The following is a 13,918-nucleotide window of genomic DNA, read 5'->3' as shown; positions in this document are numbered from 1 at the left end:
ATCCGATATTCTGAGCGAGATCCGGATTTCTTAACAAGGTCGAGAAGGACGCCCTTCCCTTTCCGCCACTGTACCATCTGGCCTAGCTGTGTTCGCAGTCTCAACGACGCAACTGTTGTCGACGAGTCGTGTATTTCCCAGTCTGCGTCACCAAGTTCGTCTCCCATAATTTCGTAAACGCGATCACGAAACTCTGTAGATGAATAAGATCTTAGGTAGCCCGTAGCAGACCCGAGTTCGCAAAGTGCTTGGAGAATCGGAAGTTCGTAGCGAGGACCTGGAGTCTTGTGTGATCGTCCCACTCATGCTCTCCTGGATTAACTGATGGTTGTTGACTCTTGGTTGATGATGTCGGGATAGCAAGTTACTTGCTGCGGTTCCTGTTCTTCCTGCCGGCTCCAAAGTCTGCCGGGGCTTCGGCGTCGACGGACTTGAGGAAGGTGAGCAGCGTTTTCTGCATCTCGTCCGCTTTCTGCGGGTTGCTCTCGGCGATGTTGTGCCCGTCTTCGACAGGAGTGGAGCTGAGGTCGTAGAGTTCGCGACCGGTGATCTTGCCGTTGCGATTCCAGAAGACCATCAGTTTATCGTCCCCCTGGCGAATCGAAGAGAAGCCTTTGTTCGGACGGTGAAAGTAGACGGCATTGTCTTTCCGATTCAACGACATCTCCGGCTGGTTGAAGAGCGGACGAAGACTGATGCCATCGACGTCGCCGGTCAGTTTGTTCTTCGGGTTCGTCCCGCCGGCGAGATCGTAGAAGGTCGGCAGAAGGTCGTAGCCGACAACAGGCGTGTGGCAGACACTGCCCGGTTCGATACCCGGTCCGCTGGCGAAGAAGGGAACGCGTACGCCGCCTTCGTAGAGAGAATGCTTCGCTCCGGTGAGCGGATAATTGGTCGCGAGCCGAGAGTCATCGCCGCCGGGAACCGTGCCGCGGCCACCGTTGTCGGCCGTGAAGAAGACGTAGGTGTTGTCATCGATCCCGAGTTCATTCAGCGTGTCGAGCAACCGTCCGACGCCCTCATCGAGATCGTCCATCATGGCCGCCCAGGCAGCTGTGTAACCGCGATCGGGCTCGCCCTTCTGTTCATACTTGTCGAGCATCTCCTGTGTGCAGACAACCGACAAATGTTGGGCGTAGTAGCTGACCTGCACGTAAAAGGGATGCTCGCTTTCGTGCTGCTTCTGCATGAAGTCGATGGCTCGATCCGTGACCGAACGGGTTCGCTTGGGATCTTTGTTGTCGATGAAGTGCGGCGGGCCATCGTTGTGGCCGCCTTCGATGCCGAGCGTGCGGGGCATCCCGCCGGTGTTGTTGCCGGTCATGCCGTCGCTCGAGTCATAGCCGCACTCTTCCGGCGTCGAGATCATCTGTTCGCCCCACTTGCCGAAGTGAGCACAGCGGTACTCGGCGTTGGCCATTTTGAGAGCCTGCGGGATCGTCATGTGATCAGCCGGCACCCAGTCACTTTTGAATTCACTGCCACAACGGGCGGTCGCGGAGCCGCAGAGTATGCTCCGACGCGTAGGCGTGCAGAGAGGAGCCGGCGAGTAGCCGCTGGTGAATCGCATCCCGGACTGGGCGAGTCGATTCATATTCGGCGTTTCCAGATAACGGGAAACCGCATCGGACACGCGCGGATCGGCCGGCTGCGATAACTGGCTCCAGCCGTGGTCGTCGGTGAGGATGAGAATGATGTTCGGGGCCTCCGCCGCCGCAGACGGATCGGTTCGAGAACACAGGACCACAAGCAGACATAACCAGATCGTGTTCTTCATGAGCGCGAACCTCGTGGGGTTGGAATACGGAGTGTCAGACAGCCTCGCAGGTCAGCCGGCCAGCTCGTTTTCGAGCTGGTACCCTCGCAACCGGTACCAGGCGCCGATGACCTGTTTGCCGGGGAAGGTGGCGCGCCATGCCATCGGGAAGCCGCCCCAGAGGGTGCTGCGGAAGACGTCGGCTTCGGCATCGTAGCGGAGATAGCCGCGAGGGATCTCTTTCTCGAACTCTCCTTTGAGAACACCTTCGCCGATGAAGCGGGCGATGTCGGACTGGAACTCGTCTTGGAGCCGAAGGAGTTTGTGGCGGTGCGCGAACCGGGTTTCGATCAGTTCCTGATGACAGCGGTAGAGACGAGCCGCGGTATCGATATGCGGAAAGCGAAAGTTGGGAGACTCCGGTTTGTCAGGGAATGCACCGGGAACGCCGTTGTCGTTGGTACAAAATGAAGCCGGCGAGTCTCCGTTGAACTGGGTGTGAAACTCCAGATACTTCTGCTGTTCGATCGGCTGCTCGCCTGCGTAACCCCATAACGCGGTGACCATCGCCTGATCGCGATTGCCCGGATGGGTGTAGAGCGAGAGGACGGCTCGGACGTTGTCGATCAGATCAGGCACGATGACAGATCCATCGCGTGCGAAGCCGAGCTCGATCAACTCGGCATCGAGTCGTTCGAAGTAATCGGAAGCCGACGCAGGGGGCGGATTCACTTCGGGATCGAAGGGCAACACCTGGGGATGAGCTTTGGCCTTGAACGTCGTGATGACGAGCAGCGGCACCAGAAGCATGTAGCCGCCGGCGATGCAGAGCATCGTGACCAGAAAACCGTTGTCGAGTCCCCAGGATGCGCTCATGGTCAGCTCCTTTTGTGCGGATTGGATCTTCTGCACAATACAGTGATCAGATGGGAGCTGCCAGTGAATTCTGGAGAACGGCGGCCGGGCGCAATACGAAAAAACGCCCCGGAACTTTGAGGAAGCTCCGAGGCGTTCAGAAGGAGAGATTCAGCAGGGCAGTCAGTTCGCGGTTAAGGTGAAGTCAGCCGTATCAGTTCCATCCGCCGGGACATCGAGGGTGAGTTCCGTCTTGAACGGATCGCTGTACTGCGGCGGAACGACTTCCTTGAAGCCCTTCGGCAACCCCGGTCCGGGAGGAAGTCCCTGAGACGCTTTGAGCTGTTCCAGGTCCATGCCTTCTTCGACCGGTGCTCCCGATTCGTTCACGACTTTCGTGATGTAGATCCGGTTCGGCCCGGGAGCCGCTCCCTGAAGAAGTTCAAACTTGCCCTCGGCGTCTGTGACGGCCTGGCCGGTTCGAAGTTCATTCATGAAGTAGACTGATGCTCCGGCGAGCGGCTGGTTGTCGAGCAGAACCGTTCCCGCGACGGGAACGGTGCCCAGTTCGGCTTCGCTGCTGCCGCACCCGGCGATCGCAATGGCCAGGAACAGGCCAGAGAACGCGTACAGACCGTTTCGACTCATCATCACACTTTGCATTTGAAGGAGAGTAGGTTTCGCGGATCTCAGAATTCAACGGAGGTGGACTTACAGTTCTCCGACCACCTGCGCATCACGGATGTAGTTGAGCAGAGCGTAAGTGCGATAATCCATGTTCTCGCTGAGGAAGTTCACGGCTCCATCGGCGAAGAGGAAGTGAGCCCCGCCCTGATGTCCGCTGCCGAGTCCCCACGCGTACTGGCGTCCGCTGCCGTCCCCGTTGTAGTCGGCGTTGATGTGATACCGCGAAGCATACGGAGTGAAGCTGGCGGGATCGCTGACCGTCGAACCACTCACAACGCGACCGTGGCAGCAGGTGTGAATCCCCTTCAGACCCCAGGGGCCGAAGTACTCATACGTCTTCATCTTTTCGCCACCCCACGACTCGCCAACGAGTGTCGAGTTGCTGAGGCCATCGCGGATGTCGCGGAACCGGGCGGCTCCGTTGTTGCCGAATGCTCCGCGAGTCAGCGAGGAGCTGGGCGAGTACGGCCCGCCGTAGTCATCGCTGTAGCCGACGCAGAACGTATAGCTGATGCGGCGAGCTTCGGTGTGATGGTACATGCTCGTCGGGCTGACATAGCTGCTGAGTTCGCCACCCAGCGGATCGGACGGACATTCGAGCATCTTGATCGAAGCGGTCGTGACATCGTTGTTGGTCGACTCGTCGCCTTCAATCGGCAGCGAATACGGGTTCGAACTGCTCGAGCAGAGGTCGTGATCGTAAGCATCGTACAGAGCCGACTGCTCGATGTAGGGGAGCAGCATGACCCATCCGGTCGTATTCTTGACCCGGTTGTTGCCGGAGTAGAAGCTGGTCGAGTTGTAACGTCCGGAGTTGATCAACGCCGGCGGCAGAATGTTGTTCACATCGTGATAGTTGTGCAATGCCAGTCCAACCTGCTTGAGGTTGTTCTTGCAGGAGGTCCGCCGGGCGGCTTCCCGCGCCTGCTGGACAGCCGGCAGAAGCAGAGCAACCAGAATGGCAATGATCGCAATCACGACCAGAAGTTCAATCAGCGTAAAGGCAGTTCGAAGCCGGTTTCTCTCATCGGTGTACGTAAACGACAGCACGTAGTCACTCCTTGTGGGGACACTTGACGTAGGAAGGAACACAGGAAGGAAAATGATTCCAGCCGCAAAGCCGCACGGCAGGATCTGCTGCCGAGCAGAAGAGGCAATTGCCGGACCATAATCAGTAGAAGTGCGGAAAAGCGCAGAAGGCCCTGTCTTACCGGGAGTTGCCCGCTTGCCTGCAGCGCTGTCGCTCCGGCGTCTCGGGTTTGGACTGCGTAAATCTCGAACGGAGATGCACGACCGATGCGCAAGAAATCTCGGATTTGTCAGCGAAGTCGCCGGGCTTCGGAATGCAGAGAAGCCCGTAGAATGCAGCGGGGAGGGGACATGAAATCGCGGGGCTCCGCAAAATTTCTTCCAAATAGTTCGGAAGATCCCGCACTGTTGTTCGTTTCGGATTTTGACAGGCGATCATCGTGTACGCCCGCGATGGCCTGTCGCGGAGCCAGCCGCTTGTTGAAGCTGGCTCTGAATCGCAAATCCATGCCTCTCCAGCGCGAGAGGCGAATGACAACGGGGGCCTTCCATGTTCGATTTTCTGCGCTCTGTTTCCCGCCTGCCGCAACTTCCTTCCCTCTTGCTGAACTCCGACCAACGTTCCCGCCGACGGCTCAGTCGTCCGCAAATCTGTTCCAGCGTTTCGCCGCTGGAAGAACGAATGCTGCTTTCCGGGACCCCGCTGGCGAACGGAGTGACTTACGAAACGACGATCGAAACGCTCGGCGATGTCGACGAGTTCAGCTTTCAGGCCTCGGCCGGGGACCACATGTTCTACCAGCTGACCGAATCGGTCGCCGGCTCTTCCTTTACGCCGCACGTGTCCATCATCGCCCCTGACAGCACCGTGCTCTACAGCACCTATTACAACGCCAGCCATCAGATTCAACTGCTCGATCTGCCGCAGTCGGGCACGTATACGATTCAGGTCAGCGAGCATAACCACGACGCCACCGGAAGTTTTTATCACACCCTGATGACCACTCACGCCGCGGCTTCCGTGCTGGTCGATGAGGGGGAACTGACGAGCGGCGAAACACGCACCAATACGATCTCCCGCGGCGACCTCGATGTCTTCACCTTCGATGCCACGATGGGAGAGAACGTCTTCTACCAGCTGACCGAGAACACGGGCGGCTCAAGCTTCTCGCCGCATGTGACGATTGTCGGCCCGAATAACGAGATTCTCTACAACACCTACTACAACGAAAGCCACCAAATCCAACTGCTCGATCTGCCTGCGACCGGCACCTATACGGTGATTGTCGCCGAACATGGAGGCGACGGGGTTGGCGAGTACGTTCACACTTTCGTCCAGCCGGAAGCATCACAGAACCTGCCGGGGGACGAAGGAACGCTTGTCAGCGGTGAGACGCGAACCAACCAGATCGATCCCGGCGATCTGGACGTCTTCACCTTCGAGGCCCAGGCGGGCGACAACGTGTTCTACAGCCTTGCCGAGGCGGTCCCCGGCGGTAGCTTCACGCCGTATGTCACGATTGTCGGCCCCGGCGACGAGGTTCTCTACAACACCTATTACAACGCGAGCCATCGGATTCAGCTGCTCGACCTGGCGGCGACGGGGACGTACACCGTCATCCTTGGTGATCATGGCGGCGATCTGACAGGCGAGGTTGTGCATACGTTCGTGCAGACGCAGGCGAATCATGATTTGCCAGGCGACGAAGGCGTGCTGACGAGCGGACAGACTCGCACGAACACCCTCGGTCTGGGCGATCTGGACGTCTTCACCTTCGAGGCCACGATGGGCGAGAATGCGTTCTATCAGCTGGCCGAAAACACCGGCGGCTCAAGCTTCTCGCCGTATGTCACGGTGGTCGGCCCCAATAACGAGATTCTCTACAACACCTACTACAACGAAAGCCACCAAATCCAGCTGCTCGATCTCCCGGCGACCGGGACGTACACAATCATTGTCGCCGAACATGGGGGCGACTCGGTTGGCGAGTACATTCACACATTCGTCCAGCCGAAAGCATCGCAGACTCTGCCGGGCGATGAAGGGGCCCTCACGAGTGGTGTCACACGCACGAACGATCTCGGCGTTGGTGATCTGGATGTCTTCACCTTCACCGGACAGTCAGGGGACAATGTCTTCTTCAGTCTGGCGGAAGCCGAGGACGCCGGTAGCTTCACGCCGTACGTCACCGTGGTCGGCCCCGACAACTCGATCCTCTACAACACCTATTACAACAGCAGCCACCAGATTCAGCTGCTCGATCTGGCGGTGTCGGGAGAATACACGATTGTCGTCGCCGAGAATGGCGGCAACACAACCGGCGGATACCAGCACACGTTCGTGCAGACTCCGGCCACTCATTCCCTGCCGGACGATGAGGGACGACTCCTCAGCGGAGAAACACGAACGAATACGATGATCCCCGGCGGTCTCGATGTCTTCACGTTCGAGGCGACGGCGGGCGATACGATTCGCTACCAGCTGAGCGAACTTGAAGCGACTAACTTCACTCCCTGGGTGACGATTGTCAGCCCCAGCAAGGCGGTGCTCTACAACACCTACTACAACACGAGCCACGATATCGAGCTGACGGAGCTGACCGAATCGGGCACGTACACGATCATCGTGGCCGAGAATGGCTCCAATGCCGGCGGGACGTACGAGCATACGCTCACCCGACACTCGAACATTTCGAAGTCCTCGATCATCGGCTTTGTGAACGGCAACTGGTGGATCTCGCGGCCCGATGAGAACGGCAATTACACCACCGAAGTCGCCGCCCGGGGCCCGGCCAGTGATTTCCAGAAAGTCGTCTCCGGCGATTTCAATGGCGATGGCATCCAGGATGTCGCCGCCTGGCTGCATAACGGAGAATGGCGTGTCGGTCTTGGCAGCGCCGATGGTCAGTTCACCTTCTCGACCTGGACCAGCTGGACGGCTCCGGGAATCAAAGAGGTCCACGTGGGTGACTTCAATAATGATGGTCGCGACGACATCATCGGGCTGTTCAACAACGGCGATCGCGGTCGCTGGTGGGTTGCCCGCTCGGAAGGGGATGGCTTCGTCAATCGGCACTGGGGCAACTACGGGAACTATCACGGGATCTCAGACGTTCTCGTCGGAAACTTTGACGGCGTTAAAGGGGATGACCTGGCCGTGATCGCCAACTCCGGCGTCGTCTGGATGGTCAAGACATCCAACTCCCGCTTTCAGTACCTCGACTCGCATCGCTGGAGTCTCAACTCGGGCGTCGAGTTCACGCAGGCCGGGGACTTCAACGGAGACGGTCGGGAGGATATTGTCGCCGTGTTCGGAACGGGACAGGACCGTAGTCTGTTCGTGGCCAAATCGATCGGCCCGGCCAATGGCTTCGCGAGCGTGAAGTTCGCCGATCTCACGGTCACGCAATCGTTCGATTCGCTGCTGGTCGGCGACTTCAACAACGACGGGCGGGATGATGTCGCCGCTCGCCTGAACGGTTCGAAGTGGTGGGTCGGGGAAGCCGGGATCAATACGTTCGACTTCGACTTCTGGGCCGACTGGTCGTTCGCTGCGGGGGAACTGGCCGATGTGCAGGTCGGGGATACGAATGGCGATGGCATCAGCGACATCCTCGGTCGGGATGCCAATGGCCGCTGGTTCACAGGAGAATCGACAGGGAGTTCGTTCAACAACCGATTGATCGAAACCTGGGCTCCGGTCGACTGGCAGTTCGTGCAAGTTGGCGACCTCTCGGCTGAGCGACCCGCACAGAATCCGGCATCGCCGCTGACTTCAGCCAGTGCCGCAAACAATTTCGAACCGTTCGGAGCCGAGGAACTGCTGGAACTGCTGCACCGTTCCTGAGTCCCGGAATTACGTAGCCTCAATGAAAAGAGCCCTCGGAACGCAAATGCAGTCCGAGGGCTCTTTCGTTTCCATTACAACCATTCATCGCGATCAAGCAATGCTGCCCGACATGCTGCGGCATTCGTCGGCACAGCGTCGGCACGACTGGGCACATGTCTGACAGTGATCGTGCTCATGCTTTTCGCATTCGCTGGCGCAGGCATCACAGACATCTGCGCAGACTTTGCAAAGTTCTTCGGCGAACTGCGAACCTCTGCTCATCAGAGCGGCTGCCGTCCAGCAGATCTGGGCACAGTCGCGATCGGTCCGAATGCACTCGGCCATTTTCGCGACATTCTCTTCCCCCAGACATGCGTCGGCGCACGTCTCGCATTCCTGGGCACATCGCACGCAGGCTTCGATACAGGCTGCAAATTTTTCCTGGCTCATCGATGATCTCCTTCTAAAAGAGTGCTCGTTCGTCCTGTGACTTAGAACGAGTAGTAGAAACCAAACCGAGGGCTGTTGTTGTAGCCCCGGTAATACCCGCGGTTCCCATAGGGATATCCCCGGTTGTAATTACGGTTGCCATAGTAGCGATAACCACGGTACTGGCGTCGGTTCCAGTCATTCCAGTCGCGATTGCGGTAGTTGCGATGTCCGCGGTCCCAACCCCGATCGTAGTGCCGATGACCGTAATGGTTGCGGCTCCAGTTCCGATTCCCGGCATCTGCTTCACTGAGCTGCGGCCCGACGGCCATCAGTGTTCCGGTCAGGATTGTGCTGAGGATAGTCTTGTACATCAGTTTCCTTCCTTTCCTTCGCGGCGGCACGCAGCCGCCGATTCACTTCATGCATTGCAGAGGGAAAGGACTCGCACAGAGCGTGCCAGTGCGGGAAGAAGCTCGTCACCAGACGGGTTTGGCGGGAAACCAGATGCCATTTTCGCCATCCCCAACTGTCGACCAGACCTAGATCGGATGAAACAGAAGACAGCGCGATGGCTCATCGGCCAGCCGAAAGACGACCGAACGAGAGGGAGCAGTCAGGAAGCAGGCGTTCTGAATCAACGACTCTTGAGGAAGGCAATGAGATCGGCCATGGCCTGCGGCGAGAGCGCCTTTTCGAGACTGACGGGCATCAGCGACTGGCCCGTGTTCTGCAGTTCTTCGATCCGGTCTCTCGGGAGAATGATCTCCTTTTTATCCGCCCCCCGCAGTGTCAGACTCGTCGCCGACTCGGAAACGATCACCCCCGTGTGCAGCAGGCCGTCATCGGTGACGACGACGTAGCTCAGATAATTGGGCGAGATCTCGCGATTGGGGTCGAGGATGCTCACAACGAGCTCGGAACCGCTGCGGTTTCGCACGGTCGAAAGATGCGGCCCGACTTCGTAACCCTCCTTCTCACTGCGATGACAGTTCGAGCAGTGCTTCCGGTAGACCTCACGGCCTCGTTCGATGTCGACCTGATCGGGGAGCGACGACAGATAGTGCTCAACAATCTTGCCTCGTTCCGTATCCGACTGCGGCTGAAAGAGTCGCGCTGCCTGCTCTCGAATCTCCTGGTTGCTGCTTCTGCGGTAGATATCCTGACGGACGGCTGGCACATAACTGGCCGCGACTTTGTTTGCCTCGATCGCATCGAACAGTTTCTTCAGCCAGCTCGTGCGCGTCAGAAGCCGCTCCACAACAAGTTGCTGCTGCAACGGAGACAGCGAGGGATAGCGGGCCAGCAGAAGATCGGCCACGCGATCCTCGGGAAACGTCGACAATGTGGTGATGGCCGACGCCTGCAGGATCGCAGGCTCCCGGGAACTGATGAGCGGCTCCAGAGCCGAGTACACCGTGGTGGAGTCGAACGATTCGAGCCGGGGGATGAGCGATGCCCGGACTTCCGGCTCATCGGTCTCATCCGCGATCGCGGCCAGCGTCGTCTCGATGTACTCCGTGACCACCGAACTCCCCGGATGCTCCGTCAGTTCCGCCAGCTCGTTCAGCGTGAGCCTCTGTCGCTTCAAGCCCCGACCGCTGCTGATCAACAGCGCATCGCGGAGCTTCGTCCCGTCGTCTCCTGCAAAGTCCGGCGAGTCGAGTCGATTGATGATCGCCAGCAGATCCTTCGGCTCGGTATTCTGGGAAACGGTATACGCCAGATCGGGGACAAGTTGCTGTCCGATCGGGGACAACGCGAACGGAGCGTCCGCCAGAAGGTCGGTCAACAACCGTTGTTCCTCGCCGCCCAGAGATGACAGAATCGCGGCTCGCATCCACGGATCGTCGCCATCTTTTCTGAGCATTCCAATCAACGTCTGCGTCACGTCCTCGCCCGGGGACTCACCGAGAGACAGAGCGACCTGAAAGCGAAGCGGCTTCTCGGCCGCAGAAGCCAGCTGCAACACCGTTTCCCGAATCTTCGGATCGGATTTCAAATACGGCTCCGCCTGGAGAACCGCCTGCGTCGTCAGTCGATGATCCTCATCGCCGAGCAGGATCAGAACGTCATCCGATTCGAGCGCATTCAACCCAGAGAGTGACCAGAACGCGTGCAGCCTGGCCAGCGAATTCGGGCTCGTCTTCAACACGGTTCGGAGCAGCGGAATGGCCACCGGATCCTGCCGTTCGTAAATCAGCCGATGAGCAGTGTCCCGCCACCAGCCATTCGGATTCGACAGCTCGTTGACAAGCTCTTCGATCGTTGCCTCGCTGAGCCGAGGTTGCGGCGGCGCGGTGAAGCCCTCCGCATACTTCGGCGGGATCAGACGATAGATCCGCCCCCGATCGCGACCTTCCGTCAGATCGAGTCGTTCCTGCAGATCATCAGGCAGCGACCAGGGATGCTCGATTGTCTGCCGGTACATATCGAGGACGTGCAGGGTGCCGTCCGGGGCATTGGCAAAGTTCACCGGCCGAAACCAGTTGTCCGTCGACGCCAGAAAATCAGCATGTTCATAAGGACGATGCCCCTCATAGGTCACGCCGGACGGCTGCAGCACATACCGAATCGCCAGATTCCCCGCCACCTCCCCGACAAAGGCATTCCTCGAATATTCCGGCGGATAGGCGGCTCCTCGATAAACGGTCACGCCGCTCGAAGACGTCACGTAGCCAGTCGCTTGAGTGGAGTCGTACTTCGTCTTCTCGAAGGAGTTCGCCTGCCGTTCCGCACTGATGACCCGCCACGGTTCCGGAGGACTGACGCGGTACACGGCGATCGCATCGCCGGAAGCGGCTACATCGTGAAGTGAAGAAGAAAGCAGCAGCGACCGGTTTCGACGCTGATATCGCAACGGAAACAGCACATGCTGGACGGGATTGCGAATATTGCAGAGAAAGCGATGCCCCCAGTTATCCCGCGTGTTCCCGAAGCGGGCTCCACCGGCGATGACCTCGAACGTCTCGTCCACTGGAGTGAACCGGAAATCGTTGCGGCCCAGGGAGACTGCATCCGTTTCCTTGCCCGAGATCAGCCCGCCGTTGCTCGAGCCGGCCGCATAAATGCGATGATCGAGCCCCCACTCCAGATTGTTCATCACCGCCTGAACGTTGTACTTGCGAAACCCTTCGAACACGACGCGGCGGACATCGGCCTTCCGATCACCATCGGTATCTTTCAGATACAACAGATCGGGCGTCGCGGCGACGTAGACGCCCCCCTTCCAGCAGGCGATCCCGGCTGGCCACGAAAGACCATCGGCCAGAATGTCCGATCGATCGTACCGCCCATCGCCATCGGTATCTTCAAGTACCCGCACCCGGCCAATCGGTTCGGACTGCTGCTCTTCCCAGGGACGGTCATCATCCGGGCTGACATACGGGTAGTCGGTCATCTCGCAGACGTACGCCAGGCCATTCTCATCGTAAGCGATATCGACGGGATCGCACACGAGCGGCTCGGCCGCAATCAGCTCGGCCCGGAACCCGTCCTGCAATTGCAGTGTGTTCGCGGCCTCGTCGGGCGACGTGGCAGGAACCATCGGCAGGGGAGGGGTGTCTTCGGCTGCGAGAGGACAATTGGCAAGGAGCGACAGAAACAGAGAGAAGATCAAAACGCGTTTCGTCATTTTGCAGTCTCTTCAAGAACGGGCGAGCAGCCGATCCGCGTTCTCGTACGTGATCATTTTTAGAACTTGTTCGCCGGGGTTGCTTTCATACAGCCGCAGGCTGGCCGCCTCAAAATAGAAGAACGGCAAATGCGAGCCGAACAGCATCTGCTCAGCCGGCACATACTGCAGATACTTGATCAACCCTTCCGCGCCTTCGATCATTCCGATGTCGAAGAAGACTCGACCAGCTTTCGCCAGTTCCCCCGCGGCAGCCGGACGGAGATCCCGTCCTGGATTGATCAGAACGACGTTCAACCCCGGATAACGGTCCACTATCGCAGACAGCGGTGCAGTCTCCACCACAGTGGAGGTGAACCGCTCGTGTTCCGTCCGGGCATCTTCGAGCCGAAGGACGATTTGCAAAAGCAGGCCCCGTTCCGCACACAGACGACAAAGGGAGTCGAACCGCGGATCATCCAGCGGCACAGTGTGATAGCCCGGCCAGATCCGCACGCCGCGAACAGCCGATGTTCGCGCACACCAGTCGAGATCGGCTTCCCAGTTCGGCAACGACAGATTCAGGGCTCCAATGGGCGTCAGAATCCCCTGACCAAACTCCGCACACTCCGCGACCAGGCGTCGATTCACCGCTCCGATGTCGAGATGCAACAGGCCATCGAAGCTCGAGGCCAGGGCCCGTTTCACACCATGTTGTTTCAATCGCGCGACCAGCCGCTCCGGCTCATCATCGGGAAGCCGACGAAACGGCCAGCGGGACAGATTGACGTGCACGTCAATCAATGGCCCGGGAGAGGGAAATCCGTAGTCAACGCTCACGACAGCATTCCTTTGGCCTTCATGATCGGCGTGAGCAACCGGCGAATGTTGCCGCCAAGAATCTGAGCTTTGGCCTCGTCGTCGATCTCCGCTCCCAGGATCTTGGCCATTTGCGTCGCAAAGCTGCGACCGCCGGCATCGCTGCCAAAGATAACCCGCTCCGCACCGAACTCAGCCACCGCCCGCTCCGTAATCCCGGCTGTCGGGTCCGCACCAGCGATCTCGAACATCACCGACGGCGCCTGCTGCATAATCCGCAGGCCAAGTTCCCACGTCCCGCCGGAGTGCCCACAAATGAGCCTCGCTTCGGGATGACGTTTCGCCAGCGTAACCAGATCCTGCGGCGTCGATTCGCCCGGCAGATTCCCGGTCGTCTTGATCCAGGTGTGCTGATAAATGGCGGCCTGATGTTCCGTCGCCAGTTCGAGAATCGGATCGAGATGCTCGTGAGTGCAGCGGGCAGCCACCCAAAGCTTGATCCCGACCATCGGCCCATCGACAACGCAGCGGCGAATCTCGTTCAGGCTCCCCTCCAGATCGAGCGGGTTCACATAGACATAACCGAGCAGCCGGCGAGGATCGACCTGCAATGCCGCGAGCACCTGATCATTCTGCTCCCGAATTTGCTCCGGCGACGGCGCGAGCGCGAACGGCCACCCCATAAACGTAATCAGCCGAGCAATCCCCATCCGCGTCGCCACCCGCAACGCCTCCTCCGCCCGTGCCTCTGGAGTGGACCCCGCAAAACTCGAAAGATGCACATGACTGTCCCAGATCTCAGGCGGCGACGCCAGGTAGCCCCGACCAGAATCATCCGCCCGAACCGCCAGCCATCCAGGAGCAATCGCGGCCATCGCCCCAACCTGCATGAGAGCCCGCC

The 13,918-nt window shown here is 59.1% G+C and carries 10 protein-coding genes; 1 reads left to right on the top strand and 9 read right to left on the bottom strand.

The window, feature by feature from the left end; all coding sequences use genetic code 11:
• Positions 1 to 364 precede the first annotated feature (364 nt).
• The 4 genes from L1A08_RS18215 to L1A08_RS18200 form a co-directional block, all read right to left on the bottom strand.
• The gene (locus L1A08_RS18215; protein ID WP_238757954.1) at positions 365 to 1,777 is read right to left on the bottom strand and encodes a sulfatase; all 1,413 of its coding nucleotides are present in this window, start codon (positions 1,775 to 1,777) and stop codon (positions 365 to 367) included.
• Between the two features lie 51 nt (positions 1,778 to 1,828).
• Positions 1,829 to 2,632: a hypothetical protein gene (locus tag L1A08_RS18210; protein WP_238757953.1), complete on the bottom strand. Its 804-nt coding sequence runs from the start codon at positions 2,630 to 2,632 to the stop codon at positions 1,829 to 1,831.
• 162 nt (positions 2,633 to 2,794) lie between these two features.
• Positions 2,795 to 3,262, bottom strand: a complete 468-nt coding sequence (locus tag L1A08_RS18205) for a carboxypeptidase-like regulatory domain-containing protein (RefSeq protein WP_238757952.1) — start codon at positions 3,260 to 3,262, stop codon at positions 2,795 to 2,797.
• Positions 3,263 to 3,322: 60 nt separating this feature from the next.
• A complete protein-coding gene (locus L1A08_RS18200) occupies positions 3,323 to 4,348 on the bottom strand; it encodes a DUF1559 family PulG-like putative transporter (RefSeq protein ID WP_238757951.1) in 1,026 nt (341 codons plus the stop codon).
• 661 nt (positions 4,349 to 5,009) lie between these two features.
• Here L1A08_RS18200 and L1A08_RS18195 point away from each other — a divergent pair.
• Positions 5,010 to 8,174, top strand: a complete 3,165-nt coding sequence (locus L1A08_RS18195) for an FG-GAP repeat domain-containing protein (RefSeq protein ID WP_238757950.1) — start codon at positions 5,010 to 5,012, stop codon at positions 8,172 to 8,174.
• A 93-nt stretch (positions 8,175 to 8,267) separates the two neighbouring features.
• Here L1A08_RS18195 and L1A08_RS18190 read toward each other — a convergent pair whose 3' ends face one another.
• The 5 genes from L1A08_RS18190 to L1A08_RS18170 form a co-directional block, all read right to left on the bottom strand.
• Positions 8,268 to 8,606 carry a four-helix bundle copper-binding protein gene (locus L1A08_RS18190; protein ID WP_238757949.1) on the bottom strand — a complete coding sequence of 113 codons (339 nt, stop codon included), beginning with the start codon at positions 8,604 to 8,606 and terminating at the stop codon, positions 8,268 to 8,270.
• A gap of 41 nt (positions 8,607 to 8,647) precedes the next feature.
• Positions 8,648 to 8,959: a hypothetical protein gene (locus L1A08_RS18185; protein ID WP_238757948.1), complete on the bottom strand. Its 312-nt coding sequence runs from the start codon at positions 8,957 to 8,959 to the stop codon at positions 8,648 to 8,650.
• A gap of 263 nt (positions 8,960 to 9,222) precedes the next feature.
• Complete coding sequence (locus L1A08_RS18180) at positions 9,223 to 12,219, bottom strand: PVC-type heme-binding CxxCH protein (protein ID WP_238757947.1); 2,997 nt, start codon at positions 12,217 to 12,219, stop codon at positions 9,223 to 9,225.
• A gap of 12 nt (positions 12,220 to 12,231) precedes the next feature.
• Positions 12,232 to 13,038, bottom strand: coding sequence for an amidohydrolase family protein (locus L1A08_RS18175; protein ID WP_238757946.1), 807 nt, complete (start codon positions 13,036 to 13,038; stop codon positions 12,232 to 12,234).
• Complete coding sequence (locus tag L1A08_RS18170) at positions 13,035 to 13,892, bottom strand: amidohydrolase family protein (RefSeq protein ID WP_238757945.1); 858 nt, start codon at positions 13,890 to 13,892, stop codon at positions 13,035 to 13,037. The genes L1A08_RS18175 and L1A08_RS18170 overlap by 4 nt, the downstream gene beginning before the upstream one ends.
• Between the last annotated feature and the right edge of the window lie 26 nt (positions 13,893 to 13,918).

The sequence above is a fragment of the Rubinisphaera margarita genome, assembly GCF_022267515.1.
Classification (GTDB): Bacteria; Planctomycetota; Planctomycetia; order Planctomycetales; family Planctomycetaceae; genus Rubinisphaera; species Rubinisphaera margarita.
Note: the sequence above shows the minus strand (reverse complement) of the source record. Positions and strands in the feature narration are given on the sequence as shown.